We start from the raw sequence: 23,643 nt of genomic DNA, 5'->3' as shown, positions 1-23,643 counted from the left end.
TACTGCCATTCACGAGACGGCTCGCGCGTGTGCGTTCAGACAATTCGTCTTGATGCCCAGCTAGGTCAGTCGCTGGGCGATTTCACTCCATCTCTCATGTACATTCCAAAAAGGGGGAACGATAGAAAACGAAGTGGATGGAGAGGGGCCCATGACAGCGGAAGAATGCGCCAACAGCGTTGAGCACATCAGCCGGGAGGCTGGCGACAAGACGAAAGGTTTTCGTTTTCAGAAGCTCCGGGCAGCAATCCGTTTTCTCCAACGGGTTCAGGAGAACAGCGATGGCCAAGTCCATTGCGCCATGGAGCTTCTAGAGGACTCTGTGCTGTATGACGGCAACAGCGAATCGCTCATCAGCGGCGAAGAAAACAAGTACTACGGCTCGCGCATCAGCTTCAATTCGGCGGCGTTGAAAAACACGTTGGTCGCGTTTCTCGACCTGTACTTCACGTTCGTTCGCTCCGGTGACCTGAAGCTTGGTGTGTACGCCTCTGCAGAAATCGCCCAAGAGCGCATCGCCGCTGATTTCCGGCAGAAGCTAGGCTTGGATCCAAAGCAGAAGCACTACGACATCCTCAAACGGCTTACTCGGGGTGAAGACCTTGATGATGAAGAGAAATTGGTTGCCTTCGCGATAGTTAAGACTGAGTATTTCAAGCAGTACCCGGACACATCTAAAGGATATCGGGCCTTACTTGAGGGAATGGCGCAACCGGAGTTCTCAGCCTTCATAAAGTCAATTGATTGGACGCTGACCGACGAATCTAACGAAAGCCTTGAGGCGACTGCGCTCCACTTAGTTCGAACTTGCCGGTTCTTCAACCATCGCCACCGTGGACTTGAACAGTTCATACTTTCCGCTCTGCTAGATGGGCTCGAAAAGAGGTCCGGGGCCCGGGCTATAACAGACCGCCTATTAAGTACGGACTCGCTCAAAAATATTTTCAACGAAATTCTCTTGGGGCCGACCGAAGACGAACGAACCGATGACCCGGCCTGGGACGAATGGTCCGAGATTGAGAAATCTGATTTCAGAAACCTCTCCGAAAAAATTAAGGCAGTCTGCCCCGATTTCAGCGCTCAGATACTGAAAGCGCTCGCTCGAAGTTGCAGCTTGGCAAGGGGAGTGGAAGCAGAAGGACAGAGGGAAATGAAGGCCCTCCTTCGCAGAATACTTGATGCGTGTGAATTACATCTCCTCACTAATCATCCGACATCCTCGGCGCTCACCCAGAAGCAGGTACTCGACATGATTGAGGAGTTGGCAAAGGTTGCCGAGCATCACGTTGCCAGCTTGAGAGGCCGCTATCGCTATGCCTTACGTGACGCTCATTCGATAAAGGGAGCAGTACTCACGCTGTTTGATGACTGCTACTTGGCCTTCGATGAGGTCGAAGTTGAAGAATAATACTGAACAATCGCCGGCCGACGGGTCAAGGGGGCCGCATAAGAACAAGCGTCCGCTGTTTTTCATCTCTGGCGAAGACTTTTACTTTGTGGCCTATTCCATTCTCTTGGTTCTTCAATATCTCGGAGGAAGTGCAAGGCGCGTAAAGGATCATCGCAAGATTGCGTACTTAATTCAATTTCTCGGCGACTCTCGACTTATCGATCTATTGGAAAGGACTCAGGGAGTCGGCGTTGCAAATGCCATCGATCGCGAACTTCTTTTTTCGAGTTATACCAGCGCGGAATTGCATAAACGCGAAGTTTTCAAAATAATATTCTCGATGGAGCGCCGGGGGTTCCTGCGGATGCAGCGAACTGACAGCCCCGAGATGCTCGACATCACCTTGATTAGCGATGGCGTTCCGCAAGGCTTCTTCGAAAGTGACTCATTCACCGACGAGAGGGCTAACGCCGAAAAATTGAGGAAACTCGTTCCACGCCTATCGCTCTTAACGTTCGAGAGTTTGTTGGACCGCCTTTACAAGGATAGAGGAGTTCGCGTATGGGCTTCCTGAGCATTAAGAAAGTCGAGTACATCGGCGACAAATACTACTTCCAGTCTCCGACGTTCGATGACGGCGTATCTATAATTGAAGGGCCGAATGGGACCGGAAAGTCTACCTTCTTCAACCTCATCTATTACGGGCTTGGCGGCAGGGTTGAGGAATTTGACCCTACTTCGCCAGAAGTGCACATCGAGGTTGTAAATGATTCAAATAACCTTATCCGCCTCGTAATTGAGATAGACAGTGAGCTATTTACTCTCAGCCGGCGACTGCGCGACAACACCATCACTGTAATCAAGGCCATGCAGGAGGTCGACGGCGTCGCAGCGGAGCTGCAGGCCGACACATATCCAATATTCCGACGAGAAGAGACGAAGACCTTCTCCGATTGGCTACTTGAGAAGTTGAGCATTCCTGTCGTCGACATCTTCCAGGGCGGGAAGCAGTTCAAGCTCAACTTTACAGACCTTGCACGGTTGATTTATCACAATCAGAGCCCAGATCCACACGGAATTTATAAACCGGCGGACGCAGCCAGCTTTGTCTCTGATTCTTTAGAGATTCGTCGCGCCATATTTCAGATTCTGATTGGCAAAACCTTGATGGAACTCTATGCAGCCATTGGCTTACAGAAGAATGCCGAAAGAGATTTTCTTGCGGCGAAATCTGTGCATCAGGAGTACGAAGACATCGTTAATCATTTGCTCCGTGCCAGCGGAATTAATGAGATATCCAACGTCAAAGCGCTTAACGAACGAATTGAGGAACTTGAAACTCAGGTTGCCTCGCTGCTGATTTCCCGGAAGGCGTTTTCTCGCGGTCAGCTTGGTAGTGCACAAGCACAGCTAGCCCTTGATGCAGAACTACGGCAGGCCCGTGAATTGGAGGTTCAGCGGCGAACCATTGACGAACACCGCGAGCAGTTGACTGATGAAGCTGGTCGCCTTGTCGATGTTGAGCGGGCGCTAGAAGCTGATATCCAGAGAATCAACAAGGTCATATATGCGCATGGCCAGCTCAATCTATTCTCACGCGACACCTGCCCCTATTGCTTGAACGATGTCTTGCGGACTCCCGGTCATTGCGTTTGCGGGCAGGCGGTGGAAGAGCAGGATTACCAGCGATTCTTTTATAGCCCCGCCGAGTATTTTGAGATTCTAAAAGGAAAGACCAAGGCCCTCGAAACCTTGCGGCTGGCGATACGTGGCGTTCGAGAAGAGCACGCGCATTGGAACGAGGAGCGCGACAGGGTTTTGCGTGATATTTCTGCGAAACGGAAGCGAATCGAGGAAGCCGGCGCTAGCCCAGATAGAGTCGAAAAAGCGATGGAAGAACTCGACGAGAAACTTCTGGAGTCGCGGGAGAAACTCGCCAAGTGCCAAGAAGCATTCAGACTGGAGAGCAAGCTCGGGTCCCTCTTGAAACGGCAAAATGACAAGAAGACTCTGCTCGACAGGACAAAGCTTGAAGTGCAGCGCCTCGATGGCGAATCAAAGATCGAATTGCAGAATCAGATTGGTGAGTTTGATCGGGTCTACAATGACTTCATGACGTCCGTGGTCGCCGATTGCAGAAGTGCGGCCATCGACCGACAAACGTACTTGCCGATTATCAACAACGGCCAGTATCGGGAGCACAGCGCCAAGGTTCCAAAGCGTTTTCTCTACTATCTAGGTTTGTTGCAGTTGGCGCTACTTTCGGACATTCCGTTCCCGCGCCTCCTCTTGGTCGACACCCCTGAGACAGCTGGTATTGACTTTGAGGGACTCGTAAAGATGCTTCGGCAGATTGAGGCGCTTGAGAATCCGTCGAGCAAGCCGTTTCAAATTCTGTTCTCCACAGGAGTCGGGAAGTATCCGCCAGAGTTTGCTTCGAAAGTTGTCCTGAAGTTGTCGAAGGAGGACCGACTCCTGATTCCTCGGGACAAGCAGGCGTCCTGATTTGAGTGGATGATTGCGGTGCCGGTTGTCGACCAGAATCGACTTGGGTGGCGGCCACCTGATGGCAAAGCAGCAGTTCGATCAACAGGACGCGGGCCTCTACCGACTTGTTCTGATGTCGCACGTTCCCGACGCAAAGGCGTGTGTATCGGCGCGTGAGCGCAGCACAACTCGCTGCGCGAGTTCCAGCGCATCAGGAACTGACGGAGTCCGACTTCGACAGCGATAGCCACTGCGGCGAGCAGTGCTTCCAAACTTCCAAATCATCCTGGAAACCAGGCGGCGCGCAAACCAGAATCGGCGCGCCGTTGAGATGGGCTTTCATGCACTTCACTAAACGTCGAATGTCCGGTGGTGGTCGGCACTGTCGTTCGACCTGCCAACTGCGGCTGACTGAGTTCAGTCTGAAGCAGGCATACCCGAAGGCTGCTACCCGGCCGAGGTGATGGGAGTGGAATCGGCTAGCGAATTCGCAGGGGGACCATCGAATGGGCATCCGCGTCGCCCCGCGGCGCGGCAGGGCGGCCAAGAACAGCCTACTCTCGCAGCGTGAATACCACCGACAGGTAAGAGACCGGCTGGGTCCGAATGGCCTCGATCCCATGCAGTGCGGTCGCATCGAACAACAACGAGTCCCCTGCCCTCACCTCCACAGTCCTGCCGCCATAGCGGTAGCTGACCTCCCCGGACAGGAAGTACAGGAACTTGAGACCCGGGTGCTGGAAGGTCACGTAGGGGTCGGCGCCAGGCAGCAGCGTGACCAGGTACGGCTCGACGAACAGGTTGCCCGACAGCAGGTGGCCCAGCAGCTCATAGCGGTAGTCCGCCACCGCGCCGATGCGATCGACCAAGACACCCTGTCCTGCACGCACATGGCAGAAGTCCGTGCGCCGCGCCTGATCGCTGAAGAAGCGCGACGCCGGCACACCAAGACCATTCGCGAGACGCTCCAGCGTCTCTACCGAAGGCGAGACCAGCCCGCGCTCGATGCGCGAGAGCATCGAAGCAGAAATCCCCGAGGTCTTGGCCAGTTCGCCGCCAGACACCTCGGCCGCCATGCGCAGCGCCCTCACCTGCGCGCCGATGCGAGCCGCGGACAGGCTGCGCACGATAGGTGCGGGCTGCCGCGGCCGGGCTCGCGTGACAGAAACCGGCAGCCGTAGAGGTCGTGCCGTTGGTAGAGGCGAAGCGATCTGTCGACGCGTCATTTGAATCTCACTCCGCTCCAGATAGTTGAGCTGACGAGAAAAGAAATCTGATCGAAACAAACACACTTTGCGTTTTGTTTTCAGCAATTTTGCCAGAATCCGCCTCGTAACCAAACTGATAGTTTGTGTACTCTTAGTGTTGGAGATTGAAAACTTGGGCGCATGCCCCGAGTAGTTGCAAACAAGCCCCAGCCACTGGACTCCGCGTCCAGCAAAGAGCTGGAGCGTCTGCAACAAGCATTTGGCGAGCATTTGCGCGCCCTACGGCACGACCGCCTCATCACGATCGAGCAGCTTTCGGAGTCGGCCGGCTTGCACCCCAACTACGTTGGCTCCGTTGAACGCGGCGAGCGCAACTTGTCGCTCTTCAACATTTGGAGGCTGGCTGGCGGCCTGGAGGTTTCGGTCTCACAACTTGTGGAAACGCTGCCCGCGCGGGTGGTCAAGCGTGTCCGCCGAGCCGGCTAGCAACCCACGGCAACGAACCGCGCCGGTTCGGCAATCCCGTTGCCGCATTGAACGTCCTGCGCGACGTGGGCATCGCCATCGGCCAATTCGATACCAACCCGCTGAAGAACTCGCGCGGGGTCCACTTAGGGCGCGGATAGCCGCTTGGCAGAAGCAGGACCAGGCCTGCCACGCAATCGCCGATGTGCCCGGCTTAGGTAGGCTGATCCCCGCATTGAGGACCTGACTCATCCGACATCCATAGGACCAGGATTCCTGAGTTCGGCGAACTTGGCCGCCATCGTCGGATTGGCTCTAGTCAGCTTCTTGATCGTCACGTCCTGGGCCTTGTCGTTTGCAAGACGAAGGTTCCGATCCGTGCCAAGCAGGGCTTCCTTCGTCTTCTGCAAGTGGTCGATCGACTTGTCGATCTCATCGATCGCCGTTTGGAAGCGCCGGGAGGCGAGGTCGTAGTTTTTCGCGAATGCGTTCTTGAACGTATCGAGCTCGGTTTCGAAGTTCGTGATGTCGATGTTTTGCGTCTTAAAGAGCGCAAGCTCCGACTTGTACTTGAGCGAGTTCATCGCCGCATTCCTCAGCAGCGTGATGATTGGAAGAAAGAACTGCGGCCGGACGATGTACATCTTCGGGTAGCGGTGGAACACGTCGACGATCCCGGTGTTGTAGAGTTCATTTTCGGGCTCGAGAAGGGAAACCAGCACTGCATACTCGCACCCCTTCTCTGTACGATCCTTGTCGAGCTCCTTCAGAAAGTCCTCGTTCTTGTTTTTCGTCGCGGTACGATCACTCTCGTTCTTCATTTCAAACATGATCGAGACGATCTCAGTGCCAGCCTCATCCGAGTCGCGAAAGATGTAATCGCCCTTGCTGCCAGTCCGTGCGTCGTTGTCCTTCTCGAAATATGCCTTCGGAAACGCCATCGATCGAATGCGGTTGAACTCGGTCTCGCAGTGCTGCTCAAGGGTTTCACCAACCATCTTGGTAGACAGGCGAGCCTTCAAGTCCCGGAGGCGCTCGATTGCATCATCGCGATCCTTGATCTGCGTCTCGTACTTGTCCCTGAGTGAATTCTCGGCGAGTTGCTTCTCAAGTTCCACCCGTTCGAGGCCGCTTTTCAGTTGGTCCCGCTCCTTCTCGACCGCGCTGACTGCCTCGGTGATCGCGAGCCTCTGCGCAACCACGATGGCGTCAAGCTTGGCCTTCAGGCCCTGAATCTCCACTTCCTTTGTAGCGGCTCCTCTCTCCAGTTCGCTCACGTGCCTTGCCTCAGCTAGTTCGGACGCAGACCGCTTGTCATGCTTCGCCTGCTCAAGTTCATTCGCGAGTGCATCACGTTCTTTCTCCACGGCGCTGAGGGCCTCGCTCACAGCGAGTTTCCGCGCGAGGTCACCGGCCTCGAGCTTCGCCTTGAGTTCCTGGATCTCGCCGTCCTTGGCGGCGACAGCCTTCTGCGATTCGCTGGCGACCTTCGTTTGGGCGAGTTCGACGGCGTTACGCTTGTCCTGCTCGGCCAGCTCAAGCCGCTCGTGCAACTGCCTCTCGAAGTCGCTGTCGCGAACCTGCTTCAGGATGTCCGCGTACCCGGCCTCGTCGATCTTGAATGCTTTCCCGCAGTGCGGGCAGATGATTTCATGCATGACTATTTGCCCTCCGCCCTGGCCAAGATCTGCATGAGCATCTCTGGCACGGCTCCCTCAGCCTTAAGTGTTGCAGTCCGGTACGCGAGTTGATTCTTCGAGAGGTTGATTCCTGCGGCAGCCGCGACGGCCTTGCAGGCCCTGTCCCAATCGGGCCAGCTTGCGGACAGGAACGCTTCAAGATGATCCTCAAAGATCGCTACCTCGTTAGTAACGATGGCAGGTGGAAAGTCCGCTTCAACTCGACCGAAGTACTTCAACACCGCGCGATTCGCCTTTACATGGCCCACCCGCTCTTCCTCGATCTTGTCTGGCTTTTTCCCTTTGGCCACAGCGCGCGCTTCAAAGCCGCCATCTGCGTCAAAAAGCGCGTAGACCGGGATACCAATCGACGTCAGGATCGCATGTGCGAGCGGTATCGACGATTTGCCTCCTATGGGGACAATCGAGACGCCAGCGGCCTCAAGCGAGCCTAGCGCGGTTCTATCACCAATGCCGTAGAACACCGACGATTCTGTCGTGCCTTCGACGAGGAAAGCGCGATGCGCGAAGAGCGCCACGGCAAGGTCATCCGCAACAATGCCGTCAATCTGGCGATCAACTGTATCGGCGCTTAGTACCCCGTTCAGTTTGGTCTTCACTCCAGCAACGGTGACGAGGTGGACAGTCACCACAGGAGTCTCGTCAGACGACCTCGTCAGTCGCCTGACCTGATCGAAATGTCGTGCCTCAAGGAAGTAGGGGCTATGAGTCGCGTATGTGACCTGGATGCGCTTGGCGGCATCCTCGGCGAGCGACCGGAGCACCTTCGCGAACGTCTGTGCCTGGATCGGATGCTGAAAGAGTTCCGGCTCCTCGATTGCCAAGCAGATGACACCCTCTGCCGAAGCCGCACCTGACTGGGCCAAAAGTTGAAGCGCCGAGATCAGAAGCGTGCGCTGAAAGCCATGTCCCTGTCGCTCGACGGCCGTCTCAGTTGTGCCATCCAGCACGGCCACATCGAACGTAGTGCGAGGTGCTTTTAGTTCCACCTCTGCAGGAGAAACCGTGACAGCCCGACCGGGCGAGTAGGTCGCGACAACCTCGTTGAGTTGCTTCGTCATGACCTCGAGCTGCGCCTTGAACTTCTCCTCGTAGACTTTCTGCTGTTTCGCTCGCGACTCCTCGACGATGTTCGCTATTTCCTCATCAGCGGCAGCACGATCGACCGAACGCTCAAGAATTCGGCCGATGATGCTCGACTTTCCGTCGATCGACTCCTCGCTTGCCCGAAGATCAGCGGTGACCAAAACGAAGTCGAAAAGGCCACTCATCTTGCCGCCACTGTTAAAGCCGAAGAAGTTGGTCTGCAGGAACTCCGGCGCTTCGATGAGCTGGTCGGTGTGACCAGCCTCCCAAGTCGTCATAGCTTGGTTGGCGGCTTCGGCATTGCTCCAGGCGGGGAGGCCAAGCGACGGATCCGAGGTCCGCAGCTCGTTGTAAGCGGGCTTTTTGTCGGTAGCCGATACCTTGCCGCGGACGGCGTTGAACGGCGCGTAGCTCTTCGAGTTTGCAGACAGGCTTTCGGCTCCGTCTGAGCCGCGACGCTTCCAGGCTGTGAAGGTCGTGACCCCTGCGGGAGCGTACTTGCCGAGCGCAGTGCGATCCTTTTCGGTGAGATCGGCGAATGTGACCTGAACCTCGATTTCTTCGTCAGTCGCTCCGAAAGAGCAATCTTTCTCCGTCAGCGACCCAGGCTTGCCGTTGAAGTACCAGTCGAGCGCGCGAAGCACAGTTGACTTGCCAGCACCGTTCGGCCCGATGAACGTCGTGACGGAATCGAAGGGAATCGTCACGTCCTTCAACGTGCGGAAATTCTTGATGCGAACGGATTGAATCCTCATGTGCAACTCCAATTTGTGCCTGCGTAACGAAGTGCTAGACGCTCCCGAACGCATGCAGTTGGTTGCACAACTACAAGTAGATCAAACGTCTTGAGCAAGCGATGATGTCTGAACCCGCCTGAAGCAGAACTCTGGCGCCGGCTCAAGGTCTGCAATCAGTCCGAATGGAAATTTCGATTCAGCTGCGCCAGCGACCTATCATCGTCAGATTCTGACGCGGATTCGATGCTCGATGCCTCGCGCTCATCCCACGTTCATGGGAGAGCGCTCGTAAACCCCTGCTTGGCGCGCCGAAAGGTGATCGTGGATGGGGAGGGTGACCTGACCTGGGAGCCGGCGCGGCAGAAGCGAGACGATCGCGCAGAAGCTTGATAGATTCGGGCGCAAGCCAATCAGTTACCTGCCCTACGAGCCGCAGCAGCAAAGACTGCTTCCCGACGCACTGCAAGACTGGTTGCCCGAAGGACATCTTGATTCCTCGGTTTTGGTCTGGTGGAAAGAAGATTGCACAGTTGCGCCGCCTCAAGGCGGTGGTCCTTCGTCATCGCCGTGGCCATCCGGTTCCGCACAGCTTTGCGCGCTGACGGCGCTGTAGCCATCCGGCGTCACTTGAGCACAAGGTTCGCGTTCCGCCTATGAACGAGCGCAATGCCTGCCATTGAAGCTTTGGGCTTGGCGCATTGAGCTAGAACTTGGACCTTAAGGGTGGCATCATGCGCCGCCGGGTGAGCCTTGGAATCTTCGATAGTGTCCACCGACGGGTTGAACTGCACCCCAGAAGTTGAGCGGGTTTCATGGCAACGTCGGATCAGCGCGCCGAGTGAAAATACCGCAGAGAACACAAAAGCCAGAAGGAAAATGCGTGACTGATAACGTGGAAAGCCCGTCGAGTCTTCAAAGCTTGTCATCAGAAGTTCTTTCGGGAGAAGCAGCAAGCCCCAACGCGATTAGCTGGTATCGAGCAACCGAAAATTTCCTGCGGATGGTTCAGGACAACATTCCGGAGAATCTGGAGAATGCCGAATTCCTTGACCGACTATTCAATGACGAGTCCATTTCGTCGACGGGCCAAGGGCGCATCAAGCTTCATGCGGCGCTAAGCGACGCCGCATTTCGTGCGTGGTTCGCCGGGCAGGTGCGCGATCCACTTCCGGAGGACCTGAATGCGGCGACAGTCGCGTTGCAGGAGTTCCATGACGAGCTTGCTTCCAGGCTGAGAGTGTTGTGTGGCAAGACTCCGTGGCTGAAACTTCGCCGAGCGCTTTGTGCGCTATATCCGTCTCGCTTCACGTCGATAGTGAACAACGAAGACGCCCTCTTTGACTTGTACAACAGGCTCACTGGTGCTCGTGCGAGCCACTTTGTTTCCGCCAGTATTGCGGTCCGCGGTGCCGTCGACGCTGTGCTGCCTGCGTATGACGCGAAAGACCTTTACGAAGTAGCTCGACGGATCAATCTGCCATGGATTCTGCTCCAGCGTGCGATCGAAAAGTCGAATAGCTCAGCTCCGCCAAACGCTGCCGAAGCTCTCCTTCAACAGACAACCCGCCCTGAAGTCCTGGTGCCAGTGCAAGTCACCTTGCGGCGAAAGGGCCTGACCGGAATGGGCGGAGGATTCGCGGCCCTCCTGGACATCATCGACGATCTCAAGGATGGATTGACCCGGATCGAGTTCGAAGCTCGCGTCCGCGAGGCCAATCCCCGGCTAGGCGATGCAGCCGTAGGAACCACCATCAACGTCATTGCTCGCGAGTTCGATCTTTGCGTACGCGAGAGCGACGGGTACCGGTTGAACGCCAGGGGGGAGGCTCTTCGGGAATCTCGCGATCCTGACGTGCTTGCGGACCACCTCCTCACCAAGGTCCTTGGTTTGGACAATGTTCTCAAGCTCTTGGAGGAAGGTGCTCAAGACAGTCAAGCGTTAATCAGCTTCCTGAAAGAGGTCAATCCGGGCTGGACCACAAATTTCGCGCCAACCTCCCAGCTTGGGTGGCTGCGAGAGTTGGGCTTGGTGAACTACCAGGACCGCCGGTATTCGTTGACCGAGCGAGGCCATCGATGGGCGAAGATGGTGACTTGGATCCCCGAAAAGCTACCGTCGGTAGCGGGTCCTGGTCCGGTCGAAGACTTTCCAGAGCAGGCCCCTGGAGCATTGAGCCTGCCAAGCTTTACAGAGGTGAAAAATCGGCTCAGGCGCACGACAGAGGGCCAGTACGCATTCAACGCGAAACTGGTCGTTCAGCTCCACACCGGTCTGTGGTTCCATCCAACGCGACACCTTGCTGTATTGACCGGCATCTCGGGATCCGGCAAGACGCAATTAGCTTTGCAGTACGCACGGGCACTCACCGACAGTGCGGAATTGGACTCGCCTTTCATCGAAGTGATCCCGGTACAACCGGGTTGGCATGACCCGAGCCCTCTGCTCGGATACGTCAATCCGCTACAAGATGCCTCGTATCGGAGCGCTCCATTCCTTGAACTCGTACTGAGAGCTGCCGCCGATCCCAGTCGGGTGTATGTGGCGATCCTCGATGAGATGAATCTCTCTCATCCAGAGCAGTACTTTGCGCCAATCTTGTCTGCGATGGAGTCCCGCGTCGCATTGAAGCTGCATCAGATGGTCGACCCCTCCGTATCTGTTCCGCGAATGGTTCCTTATCCTTCCAATCTGGCGATCATCGGCACGCTGAACATGGATGAGACCACGCACGGCCTCTCCGACAAAGTCCTGGATCGCGCTTTCACATTGGAGTTTTGGAACATCGATATCGACTCCCACCCCGCTTGGGCGAATGCGCTGATTGCCGAGGATCTGAAGATCCAGGCTAAGGCAGTCTTGAATGGACTCGAAGCGGCCTTGAGCCCCTGCCGCCTGCATTTCGGGCTGCGAACCGTGGACGACGTTCTGGGCTATCTAAGTTTTCATGCTCAGATGCCGGATGCGGTGCCGAGTGCACTAGATGATGTGGTCTACGCGAAGGTACTACCCAAGCTCCGCGGAGAGGCCGTACCTCGCTTTCAGCAAGCGCTCAAAGCAGTGCTCGACGTATTGGAAACACACCGCCTTACCAGGTGCAGCGAGAAGGTGAAGGCCATGCAAGAAGACCTGAAGTCCGGATCAGCACGTTTCTGGCGCTGAGTTCGATGCTTCGCATACGCCACGTGCTTGCACCGGAATCGTCTGCTTGGACGTATGTGGATGCAGGCTCAACTGCATCTGGCTTCCACGAAGATTCGCACTACTCGATCGAACTGATCACTCAACCGAATGCACGACTCTTTGTCGACGACATTGAGTTAGCTTTTACTCGCGCTGGGCTCTGCAGATGGAGCCCATCCTTCTACGCCGGGCGTGTCAACGTTTGTACCATTGAAAACGGGTTGAAGCTTGAGTGCTCGTTCGACGTTAGCCCGAGCGTTTCCAAGTCAGGTGATGCACACTTTACCGAGATGGTGGAGCGGATTCGCGCTTTCGACCAAACTTTGCTGAGGGGTCTATCGTCTGGAACCATGGCATTCGGACGGGACGGTCAGCCTGGCCTGTTCACCAACGAGGTACTGCTGACTCGGATGCGATCACACGGCCCAGCATTCCTGGAGGCACTCACCGCTTTGAGAGCATCGCCCCACAGTGCGCTCTCATCGGAACGACGCCCTATGCCGCTCGTACGCATGCGGAGTTTTCACCCCACTACGCTCCAGGATCGCCGGCTCGTTGCACTCATCGCGGGCATTTCGTCAGCACGAGAGAAGTTGGACACCATTCAACTGCAAAGTCGTGAGTCCCAATCGACCGTCGATACACCAGTCAACCGCTCACTCTTGGCTCTGTTGAAGCGTTTTCGATCGACGATCGCTCATCTTCGTGAAACTGTTGAATCCCTGCAGCTTGGCGGGTCGAAGGAAGATCAGCTTCCGCGCGTTGAAAGGCGACTTGCGGTTCTCGCAGAGCTGGAAGACGGCGTTTCAAGAATCCTTCGTACAGATCCATTCACGCGGATATCGCGCGCTGAAACCAGCGCGACTGGGCTCGCGCAGATATCGGCGCATCCCCGCTATAGCCGCCCCTATCGATTGGGGTCTCAGGCAATGATGACCGGCGTGGAGGGAGATGAGGCACCGGATGACCTGCACGTTACCCACACTTGGGGAATCTACGAAACTTGGTGCTTTGTTGAGCTGCTGCGCGCATTGGAGGAAGTTGCCGGCGTTCGCTTGACTCCCGTCGAGCCCCAAGAAATCACGGCTCAGCTGGCGTTCGGTGCAGTCTTGAATGATGGCCGTGTTGTTGAGGCGCTGTTTCAGGCGGAGTTCCCCTCCGGTGCTCGCAGGACCGCAGCCGACAAGGTCGCCTGGAGCATCTCCCGTGAGCGGCGTCCCGATATCGTCCTAGCTCTGCGAGACGACGCTGGGGTGAACGCACTCGTACTCGACGCAAAATGGCGAAGCGGGCAACAGAACGTTCTGGAGGCCATGCAAAGCGCGCATATCTATCGAGATTCTCTGAGGATCGGCGCATCACGCATCTCTGGGTGCTTGCTGCTATTGCCAGCGAAGACTGAATGCGGCTGGCTGGAAGCAGCGGACTTTTTCCGAGAACATCGCGTCGGAGCTGTTGCCGATTTCAGTGTTGACGGGGCCGGTCGCGGCTCTCTGCGTTCCGTGCTCCGAGACTGGTCATGCGCCTCGGAAAGCAACTGATCGAAAAGCGCCTTCCAAGCAAAACCGCTAATTCGTTTGGCCGCCTGGACGGCGACACTCATCTTGGCCGGGTGAACGACAAGCATGATGGTGAGGAGTCTAAGGCGGCGTATCCGCGCGGCCGCGGCATGACAGTGCCGCCAAGAACAGCCTACTCTCGCAGCGTGAACACCACTGACAGGTAAGAGACCGGCTAGGTCTGGATGGCCTCGATCCCATGCAGTGCGGTCGCGTCGAACAGCAGCGAGTCCCCTGCTAACACCGCAACCGACTTGCCGCCGTAGGGTACATGGCCTCCCGGAAAGGAAGTACAGGAACTTGAGGCCCGGATGCTGAAAGGTCACATAGGGATCGGCGCCGGGCAGCAATGTGACCAGGTAGGGCTCGACGAACAGGTTGCTCAGCAGCTCGTAGCGGTAGTCTGACACCGCCCCGACGCGATCGACGACAAGCCCTGCCCCGCACGCACATGGCAGAAGTGGTGAGTCGAGTATCGGATGATGCGGGGAGCCAACCAACCGCTTGGCACCGGCTGCAAAACTGGCAAGAGCGCTATCCGCCGCCAGGGAAATAATGGGTGTAATTGGATGTAGTATTGGGCGACATGATTGCCGCCCACGCCATCCAGATCACCCCGGAAGTCCTGAAGCTCATCGCAAGCATCGATGAGTTCAAGGGCGCATGGCGGGCGCTCGGCACCCTCGCGCCGGACCGGCTCTTGGCCCTGCGTCGGGTGGCCACCATCGAGAGCATCGGTTCGTCCACCCGTATCGAGGGCTGCAAGCTGTCGGACTTAGAGGTCGAGCGCCTGCTGTTCAACCGCCAGAACAAATCTTTTTCGACTCGCGACGAACAGGAAGTGGCCGGCTACGCCGAAGTCATGGAATTGGTGTTCTCGTCCTGGCAATACACCACGCTGACCGAAAACTACCTCAAGAAGTTGCACCGCAATCTGCTAGCTCACAGTGAGACGGATGCTTGGCACCGCGGCAGCTACAAGACTCTCGCGAACAATGGTGTCGCCTTCGATAAAGATGGCAAGCAGTCTGGTGCCGCATTCGAAACCGCCACGCCCATCCACACCCCGCGCCTGGTGACGGAGCTGGTCGCCTGGTTCAACGAGGAGCGTGACGCGGCGCGATTCCACCCCCTGTTGCTGATAGGCACCTGGGTCGTGACCTTCCTGGAGATCCATCCCTTCCAAGATGGCAACGGCCACTTAAGCCGGGTGCTGACAACTTTACTCCTGCTACAAGCCGGCTATGCCTATGTGCCCTACAGCTCGCTCGAAAGTGTGATCGAGCAGAGCAAGGAGGCCTACGACCTAGCGCTGCGGCAGACGCGGAAAACCATCCGTACGGAATCGCCAAATTGGCAGCCCTGGCTGATTTTCTTTCTACGCGCACTGGCCGAGCAGGTTCGTCGCCTCAACCGCAAGGTAGAGCGCGAAAAGCTCGTACTCGCCACACTGCCCGAACTTTCGCTGCAAATCGTGGAATTCGCGCGGGAGCATGGGCGCATCACCATGGGCGATGCGATCAGACTGACTGACGGAAGCCGCAACACGCTCAAGCAGCATTTCCGTGTCCTGGTGGAACGTGGGCATCTCGCGCAGCATGGGGCAGGCCGAGGTGTCTGGTATCAGTTCGCGTCGTCACCCGATGCCCCACGTAGCAACCACCAAGAAGAACAAAGAGGCAAGTGATGGACAACGTCTTCAGTTTCAGAGATCAACTGATCGCGGAATACAGCAGCTTCTCGCGCAGCTTCAGCCGCATCGCCTCCGATGACATCCTTCGCACCGTGGAGCAGGAATATGCCCGCGGCCGTTACTGGCCTGAGCCGCTGATTCAGATCAATCCCAACTACAAGCGCGACACCACCGTTCAGCAATTGGCTCATCAAGGCATGCTGCATGCCGATTGCGCGCATATCTTCCAAGTGGGCAAGACGGAGGGGGTGACTGCAGATCTGCACCTGTATGTTCATCAATTGCAGGCACTGGCTAAGGCCCAGGGTCGGCAAAGCTATGTGGTCACCACCGGCACAGGGTCGGGCAAATCGCTGTCGTTCTTCATTCCGATCATCGACCGTATCGTGAGAGCCAAGGCAGCCGACCCGAGCAAACGCACGCGGGCCATTGTGATTTACCCCATGAACGCACTGGCCAACAGCCAGTTGGAAGAACTCGACAAGTTCTTGCACGGTTACCCGGAAGATCAAAAGCCATTTACGGTCGCTCGCTACACCGGGCAGGAAAGCTCTACGCAGCGGCAGGAAATCGCCAGCAATCCGCCAGACATCCTGCTCACCAACTTCATGATGCTGGAGTTGATCCTGACCCGATTTGAGGCGGTGGACAGGCAAGTGGTGGAACATTGCGCAGGGCTGGAATTCCTGGTCCTCGACGAACTGCACACATATCGCGGCCGGCAGGGCGCCGACGTGGCCTTGCTCGTGCGACGGCTTCGCGAGCGCTTGAATGCCGAAGAATTGGTGTGCATTGGTACTTCCGCCACCATGTCGTCCACGGGCACTCAAGCTGACAGAAACCAGACTGTTGCCAATGTGGCCAGCTTGCTTTTTGGTGCGCATATTTCCGAGAACGATGTCATCGGCGAAACGCTGGAGCGAGTCACGAACCCAGGCAAAGGAATTCCTGCCGTCAAACCACTCCTCAAGCCGGCGCTACTAAAGGAAATCCATCACTGGCCGGACTTCGCCGCCTTCAGTGATGACCCATTAGCTGTATGGGTTGAACTGAACCTTGGAATTGAACTGCCCGCCAACGAACCGCCCCGACGCGCCAAACCCATGACGCTGCGCGATGCCGCCTTGCGGTTGGCTAGTGATGCGCAATGCACTTTTGAAGAAGCGAGCGCCGGACTTCAGCGCTTTCTGGTTGCCGCACATGCTGTTCGAACAGCGCAGGGCCGTGCGCCATTTGCCTTCAAGCTCCACCAGTTCATCAGCGGGCCAGGCAAGGTGCTGGCGACCCTGGAAGCTGAAGGCGTGCGCCATATCACGCTGGATGCCCAGCGCTACGCGCCGGGGCGGCAGGAAGAAGGCACGGAGCTCTACCCCGTTCACTTCTGCCGCGATTGCGGACAGGAATACCACCCAGTGTGGCGCTCTGGCCAGTCGCAAGTGGAATACACCCCCCGAGAAATCGACGACATTTCTGGCGACGACGACGAAAACGCGCGCTACGGCTTCCTGTGTCCGGCCGACATTCGTCAGTCCTACCGTGGAAACATTGAAGATTTGCCCGAAACGTGGCTGGATCTGGCCAAGGCCGAACCCAAAGTCAAAAGCACCTACCGAAAATCCATCCCGGAAGATGTCCGCGTCACTCCACAGGGGCGGCAGACTGTGCAAGGCCAGGACAAGGAGTACTGGTTCATTCCGGGCAAGTTCCGTTTTTGCCTGAACTGCGGCCAAACCCATGAAGTTCATGGCAAGGACATCAACCGATTGGCCAGCCTATCGGGCGAAGGCCGGTCCTCGGCCACTACCATTCTGACACTGAGCGCCCTCCGGCAACTCTTTGCCATGCAGGACATCCCGGCTGGCCAGCCCGACCCGCGCAAGCTGCTCGGCTTCACTGACAACCGGCAGGATGCCGCACTGCAAGCCGGTCACTTCAACGACTTCGTGTTCCTGCTCACGCTGCGCTCCGCCCTCATTGGCGCGCTGCAGAACCACCACGGCGTGCTCACCGAAGAAATGCTCGCGGATGCAGTCTTCAAGGCACTCGGATTCGACCAAGCCGACTTCACCACACTGGCCGAGTACCTGCGCACACCAAAGCTGATGGGTCTCGCACGCCAGGATGCTCAGCGCACCATGCGCTTCATCATCGGCTACCGTCTGCTGCGCGATCTGCGGCGTGGTTGGCGCTTCAACAATCCAAATCTCGACCAGTTGAACCTGCTCTCCATCGCCTATCGCGGGTTGAATGAGTTCTCACAGGAATCCCAACTATTTACAGGTCGCTCAGCACTCGCCGCCATCGAGCCAAGCCAACGAGCCGCTCTGGCGCGAACGATGTTCAACCACATGCGGCGCCACCTCTGCCTGGAGACCCGCTATCTAGACTCGGTGGAACAAGAAAAAGCTAGGGCCACGGCGCACCAGCACCTGAATGAACGATGGGCCTTCGCTGCCGATGAAAACCTGGAAACCGCCAGATACCTGATCCTGACAAAGCGTCCCGAGTACAAAGGCAAACCCCGCAACGACCTAGTCCCCGGCGGATCACGCTCCCGTTTGCTGAAAGACATCAAGTCGGCGGACTTCTGGAAGAGCGGCAGCGCCGCGGCCCTGGTCAAAGGGTGGAAAGAGCCGCAGTGGGTCGAGCTTCTGGAACATCTACTCCAAGCCGCCAAGGACCACGGCTACGTTCAACGATTCGAGGTGGATCGGCAAACCGTTGGCTGGCGTCTCAACGCGTCGTCCATGGACTGGCTGCTGGTGGAGGAAACCCAGGCCACTGACGACGGCAAGCACAACCAGTTCTTCCGCAACCTGTACCTGGCCTTGGCCCAAACCCTGCGTCAACAGGGCCATGCTCTGTTCGACTTCGAGGCCCAGGAGCACACAGCCCAGGTGGACCCCTCCCGACGCCAACTGCTGGAGCAGCGATTCCGCTACACCGATAAAGACCGCCGTGACTGGTCGGAAAACCCCGCTCATGAAGCGCCTTTGGAGCGCCTGCCCGTGATGTTCTGTTCACCCACCATGGAGTTGGGCGTGGACATTTCGGCACTGAACACGGTGTATCTGCGCAATGTACCGCCGACTCCAGCCAACTACGCCCAGCGCAGCGGCCGTGCCGGGCGCTCAGGCCAGCAAGCGCTTGTCATCACGTATTGCGCGGCCCTCAGTCCGCACGACCAATGGTTCTTCCACCATGCTACCGAGATGGTGCATGGCATCGTCAGACCACCGACGCTGGACTTGGCCAACCGAGACCTGGTCGAAAGTCATCTGCACGCTGCATGGCTGGCGGCGCTGCAGGTGCAACTGGACACCAGCATCGGCCCGCTGCTGGACTTGGAGCAGCCAGGCAAGCCTCTGCAAAGCGCCTTGCGTGAGAGGCTCCTGGCGCCCGAGGCCCACGCACGCGCCCTGCAAAGCGCCCACGCGTTCATGGCGCAGCTCACCCCAGTGCTGCAAGGCAGCACGTGGCTCTCTTCCAACTTTGTGGAAGAAGCCATTCAGCGTGCAGCGCAAGACTTCGATGCCGCCCTGCAACGTTGGCGCGTGCTCGTGGACGCCACGCGCAAGCAGATGGACATGGCCGACCAGGTGGTCAAGAGCTATACCACCACCCATGCTGAAAAGCAGAATGCCCAGCGCCGCTATGGCGACGCGGCCCGCCAGTACGCCGTGCTACTCAAGCCGGGCAACGGCCAAAACGCAGACTTCTATACCTACCGCTACCTTGCCAGTCAGGGCTTCCTGCCCGGCTACAACTTCCCCCGCCTGCCGCTCATGGCCTGGATCCCTGCCAAAGGCGGCGCCACAGCCAAAGGCAAGGACGATGAAGGCAGCATGGTCAGTCGCCCGCGCTTCCTGGCCCTGTCCGAGTTCGGCCCACGCAGCCTCATCTACCACCAAGGCCGCATGTACCGCGTTGTGCGCGCCAAGCTCAATGTAGGCTCAGCCGACCACATCTCAGGCAACAGCACGCTGGCCACGGTGGCCAGCCGCGTGTGCAGCCAATGCGGCTATGCGCATATGGGTGAGGAGACTGGCATCGAACCACACCACAACACATGCGAGAACTGCGAGGCCCTTCTCACCGACCTGGATTGGGTGCGCAACCTGTACCGCATCGAAACCGTGGAGACCGTGCCCGTCGAGCGCATTTCAATCAATGACGAAGACCGTCAGCGACAGGGCTTCGAACTGCAAACCACCTACCGCTTTCTGCCCGGCCCCGATGGCAAGATCGCACAGCACAAGTCTCTCGTCTTGGGCGGCGCGGAAGGCAGCGGCGAAACCGATGTTCTCGCCGCGCTCACCTATGCCCCGGCGGCGCAAATCTGGCGCATCAACCGCGGTTGGCGCCGTCGCAAAGAAAAGGGGCAGCTCGGCTTCTACATCAACCCAATTACCGGACAGTGGAGCAAAAAGGACGAGCCCGGCGCCACCACCGACGGCTCCGAGCCCGAAGGCGATCTGCTGGACAAAGTACCCAATCAGCAAATCGTGCCGTTCGTGGAGGACCATCGCAACATCCTCATCCTCGCCCCCAGAATTCCCCTAGACATGGAGGCCATGGCCACGCTGCAGGCTGCTCTCAAACGCGGCATTGAAATGACCTTCCAGATCGAAGAGTCCGAGCTCGTGGCCGAATCCTTGCCCAAGCAACACGACCGCAAGGCGCTGCTGTTCTACGAGGCCGCCGAAGGTGGTGCGGGCGTGCTCACGCGCCTGGCAACGGAATCGGGAGCCATGGCTCAGGTTGCCGCTGCCGCACTGAGGCTGATGCACCACGACGCCCCCACCGGCCCCTGGACAGTCGAAGGCCTGGATGCTCTGGAACACAAGAACAAGTTCGGCCAGAGCATTTGCGAAGCCGGCTGCTACCAGTGCCTGTTGTCGTACTTCAACCAGCCCGACCACAACCACATCAATCGTCGCAATGCTCAAGCCATTGAAATGCTTGTGGCTCTGGCCAATGCGCAGGTGAGGCCTGCGGACCCGGAGCAGCCCGCTTTCATCGCAGCAACAACGGCGAACGGAGCCAACCAACTCGCTCCGGATGCAGGCCATGGCGAACTCTTTGCTCAATGGCAGGAAGCGTTGCACGCTGGAAGCCACCGCGAGCCCGATCAGTACCAAGTGCCTGCACTGGGCGGCGAGCTCACCGTAGCAGGCCAATACAAGGCCGCGCGCACGGTGGTGGTCCTGGTGCCCCCCAGTCCAGCACAAGTGGCAGCCCTGATGGATAAGGGCCAGGCAGTGCTGGACATGTCTAACCCTCAGCACTGGCACGAACAGTTCGCCAGCCATCCGCATGTTTTCAGCTAGATCATCCGCATGACCACCGCGAACCACGACCTCATGGCTGGCAATCTGGTGCGCGCCCGCGGGCGCGAATGGGTGGTACAGAGCGACTCGCGGTGTGACTGGCTGCGCCTGCGCCCATTAAGCGGTTCCGACGAAGACAGCATCGTCCTGATTCCAGAGCTGGAGCTCCAACCCGTCGAACCCGCCACCTTCACCTGGCCCGATGCCGCACGCGCCGGCAACCATGCCGCCGCCTTGCTGCTGCGAGATGCCTTGCGTCTGACCCTGCGCGCCGGTGCGGGCCCGTTCCGCTCTTTCGGCAACATTGCCGTGGAGCCGCGCGGCTACCAGCTCGTGCCACTGTTGATGGCATTGCGCATGTCCACCGTGCGCCTGCTGATTGCCGACGACGTTGGTATCGGCAAGACTATTGAAGCAGGTCTGATTGCCCGCGAGCTGATGGATCGCGGTGAAATCACGCGCCTAGCCGTCTTGTGCCCGCCGCATCTGGTCGAGCAATGGCAAGGTGAACTGGAAACTCGTTTCAACCTTCAGGCTGTTGCGCTGACCTCGGCCTCCGCCGCCCGCATCGAGCGCGAACTGCCGCATGGTGTGCGCCTGTTCGACCACCACCCTGTGGTGGTGGTCAGCCTGGACTACATCAAGAGCGAGCGGCATCGCGAGCAGTTCCTTGCCACCGCCCCTGAGTGCATCGTCGTTGACGAGGCCCACACCTGCGCCAGCAGCGGCGCGGGTAAGCAATTGCGCTTCGAACTGCTGCAACGCCTTGCTCGTGACGAGCAACGCCACCTGATCCTACTCACCGCCACGCCGCACTCTGGCGATGAGACCGCCTTCTACAACCTGCTGTCGCTGCTCGACCCGCGCTTTGCCGCCTTACAGGGCCGGATAACGGCCGCCGATCCGCTGCGGCAGGAACTGGCCCGCCACTTTGTCCAGCGCCGCCGCAAAGACATTGTTCAATGGCAGTCTGAAACCCATGACGGACGCGGCTTTCCCCGCCGCATGAAAACCGAGCTCACTTATCAGCTTAGCGGCGATTGGGGCACGTTCTTCGACGCCGTGCAGGATTACTGCCGCGAGTTGGCCGAAACCATTGAAACGCGGGAGCAAGCTGGTGGCGCTCGCCTCATCTGGTACGCCACCTTGGCGCTGCTGCGCTGCGTGGCCTCGTCGCCCGCTGCCGCCGTGAAGGCACTGACCACCCGGCTGGAAGGCGCACTACCGAATGACACTCTCCTCAGCGATGAACGCCTGTACGACGGCGAAGCCGACGACCTCTCCATCAACGACCTGGAGCCGCCCGCCCAGTTGCAGGATGCCGGCCGCCTACAAAGCCTGATTGCCGACGCGCAGCGCCTTTCCGGCAAGGCTGGTGACCCCAAGCTGGCTGCACTCATCCGTCATATCGGCCTTCTGGTGAAGGATGGCTACCACCCCGTGGTGTTCTGCCGCTATATCGCAACCGCCCACTACGTCGCCGAACACCTCGAGGCCGCCTTTCCCAAGGCCACGATCGAAGCCATCACCGGCGAATTCACGCCCCAAGAACGCCGCGAGCGCGTTGACGACATGGAGAATGCCGAGCAACGCATCTTGGTCGCCACCGACTGCCTTTCCGAAGGCATCAACCTGCAGCACCTGTTCACTGCTGTCGTCCACTACGACCTGGCCTGGAACCCCACCCGCCATGAACAGCGCGAAGGCCGCGTCGATCGCTTCGGCCAGCAGGCCGACGAAGTGCGCTGCACCATGATTTACGGGCAGGACAACCCGGTGGATGGCTTCGTGCTCAACGTCATTCTCAAGAAAGGCGAGGCCATCCAGAAGGAACTCGGCGTGCTCGTTCCCATGCCCGAGGACGAAGCCCGCATCAATCAGGCGCTGGTCAAGGCCGCACTGATGAAGCGCAGCGACAGCCGCATCGCCTCGCCACAAGTCGCGTTCGATTTCGGCGAGCCGGAGCAACTGCTCGCCCCATTGCAAGCCCAATGGCGCGACGCGTTGGAAAAAGCCAAGACCAACCGCACCGTGTTCGCCCAACGCCGCATCCGCCCCGACGAAGTGCTGCCCGAATGGCACAAGCAGCAGCAGACCCTGGGTACCCAGGCCGACGTGCAGCGCTTCCTGCAAAGCGCCTGTGTGCGCCTGGGCGCCCCGCTGGAGATCGGGCGCAAGCAGACTGCACGCTTCTTACCGCAACACCTGCCCGAAGCCCTGCGCCAGCGCTTGGCCGATGAGGGTATCGACGCACCTCAACTCATCGATTTCAACGAACTGCACCGCAGCCACCCCCTGGTCAGCGTGCTGGCCCAGCACATGCTGGAAGATGCACTTGGTGGCGAGCACCCACTGGCCGCCCGCTGCGCCGCCACCCTCACCAATGACGTGAAGGTCGTCAGCACTCTCTATCTGCTGCGCCTGCGGCACCAACTCAGTTATGTGCGCCGCCGCGAACCCTTCCAAATGATGGCCGAGGAAACCGTGGCCTTGGCCGTGCATGGTCGCAACGCCCCGCAATGGCTGACCGATGACAGCGCGAGTCGCCTGCTCGAATGCGTACCCAGCGGCAACTTGCCGCCCGAGGCTGCTCAGCGCGAAATCCGCGCCGCACTCGAGTTCTTGGCCGCGCAGCCGCAGCAACTGCAAGCGCTGGCCCAGCAACGCGCCGATGCGCTACTGGTCGACCACCAGCGCATACGAGAGGCCACCCGCGACGTGGGTCAGTACAGCGTCAGCCCCTGCCTGCCGGTCGATGTGATGGGCGTGTACGTGCTGCTACCGGATGAGCTCTGACCATGCTCGGA

Annotated in this window: 12 protein-coding genes and 1 pseudogene; 9 read left to right on the top strand and 4 right to left on the bottom strand. The window is 58.4% G+C overall.

All coding sequences use genetic code 11. The features are described 5' to 3' along the window. The first annotated feature begins 151 nt into the window (after nt 1-151). From IB278_RS24235 to IB278_RS24225, 3 genes are read left to right on the top strand one after another with little or no spacing between them, the layout of a single operon-like run. Nucleotides 152-1,408 carry a hypothetical protein gene (locus IB278_RS24235; protein ID WP_192325984.1) on the top strand — a complete coding sequence of 419 codons (1,257 nt, stop codon included), beginning with the start codon at nt 152-154 and terminating at the stop codon, nt 1,406-1,408. Continuing rightward, the gene (locus tag IB278_RS24230) at nt 1,398-1,964 is read left to right on the top strand and encodes a hypothetical protein (protein WP_192325982.1); all 567 of its coding nucleotides are present in this window, start codon (nt 1,398-1,400) and stop codon (nt 1,962-1,964) included. The genes IB278_RS24235 and IB278_RS24230 overlap by 11 nt, the downstream gene beginning before the upstream one ends. Next, a complete protein-coding gene (locus IB278_RS24225; protein ID WP_192325980.1) occupies nt 1,952-3,895 on the top strand; it encodes an ATP-binding protein in 1,944 nt (647 codons plus the stop codon). Before IB278_RS24230 ends, IB278_RS24225 begins: the two co-directional genes overlap by 13 nt. Nucleotides 3,896-4,431: 536 nt before the next feature. Here IB278_RS24225 and IB278_RS24220 read toward each other — a convergent pair. Then, nucleotides 4,432-5,004: an XRE family transcriptional regulator gene (locus IB278_RS24220; RefSeq protein ID WP_192325978.1), complete on the bottom strand. Its 573-nt coding sequence runs from the start codon at nt 5,002-5,004 to the stop codon at nt 4,432-4,434. Between the two features lie 261 nt (nt 5,005-5,265). On the opposite strand from IB278_RS24220, the gene IB278_RS24215 reads away from it, so the two are divergent. Further along, a complete protein-coding gene (locus IB278_RS24215; RefSeq protein WP_192325976.1) occupies nt 5,266-5,571 on the top strand; it encodes a helix-turn-helix domain-containing protein in 306 nt (101 codons plus the stop codon). Between the two features lie 227 nt (nt 5,572-5,798). Here IB278_RS24215 and IB278_RS24210 read toward each other — a convergent pair whose 3' ends face one another. Continuing rightward, the gene (locus tag IB278_RS24210) at nt 5,799-7,208 is read right to left on the bottom strand and encodes a DUF2130 domain-containing protein (protein WP_192325974.1); all 1,410 of its coding nucleotides are present in this window, start codon (nt 7,206-7,208) and stop codon (nt 5,799-5,801) included. Between the two features lie 2 nt (nt 7,209-7,210). Further along, nucleotides 7,211-9,091, bottom strand: a complete 1,881-nt coding sequence (locus IB278_RS24205; protein WP_192325972.1) for an ATP-dependent nuclease — start codon at nt 9,089-9,091, stop codon at nt 7,211-7,213. A gap of 862 nt (nt 9,092-9,953) precedes the next feature. Between IB278_RS24205 and IB278_RS24200 the strand changes: the two genes are divergently transcribed. After that, nucleotides 9,954-12,233 (top strand): McrB family protein, encoded by a 2,280-nt coding sequence (locus tag IB278_RS24200; RefSeq protein WP_192325970.1) that lies wholly within the window; start codon nt 9,954-9,956, stop codon nt 12,231-12,233. Nucleotides 12,234-12,238: 5 nt separating this feature from the next. Then, entirely contained in the window at nt 12,239-13,795 is a 1,557-nt protein-coding gene (locus IB278_RS24195) for a DUF2357 domain-containing protein (protein WP_192325968.1), read from the top strand. A gap of 193 nt (nt 13,796-13,988) precedes the next feature. Here IB278_RS24195 and IB278_RS34305 read toward each other — a convergent pair. Continuing rightward, nucleotides 13,989-14,273, bottom strand: a pseudogene (locus tag IB278_RS34305) (cupin domain-containing protein); the annotation flags it as partial. A gap of 126 nt (nt 14,274-14,399) precedes the next feature. Between IB278_RS34305 and IB278_RS24190 the strand changes: the two are divergent. Genes IB278_RS24190 through IB278_RS24180 form a run of 3 tightly spaced genes read left to right on the top strand, consistent with a single transcriptional unit; the run spans nt 14,400 to nt 23,632 of the window. Next, nucleotides 14,400-15,500: a Fic family protein gene (locus IB278_RS24190; protein ID WP_192326069.1), complete on the top strand. Its 1,101-nt coding sequence runs from the start codon at nt 14,400-14,402 to the stop codon at nt 15,498-15,500. Beyond that, nucleotides 15,500-20,836, top strand: a complete 5,337-nt coding sequence (locus IB278_RS24185; protein ID WP_192325966.1) for a DEAD/DEAH box helicase — start codon at nt 15,500-15,502, stop codon at nt 20,834-20,836. Before IB278_RS24190 ends, IB278_RS24185 begins: the two co-directional genes overlap by 1 nt. A gap of 9 nt (nt 20,837-20,845) precedes the next feature. Beyond that, a complete protein-coding gene (locus IB278_RS24180; protein ID WP_192325964.1) occupies nt 20,846-23,632 on the top strand; it encodes a helicase-related protein in 2,787 nt (928 codons plus the stop codon). Nucleotides 23,633-23,643 lie beyond the last annotated feature (11 nt).

The sequence above is a fragment of the Variovorax sp. VRV01 genome, from assembly GCF_014852545.1.
GTDB classification, from domain to species: Bacteria; Pseudomonadota; Gammaproteobacteria; order Burkholderiales; family Burkholderiaceae_C; genus Variovorax; species Variovorax beijingensis_A.
The sequence above is the reverse complement of the archived record's forward strand: the minus strand, read 5'-3'. Positions and strand labels throughout refer to the sequence as shown.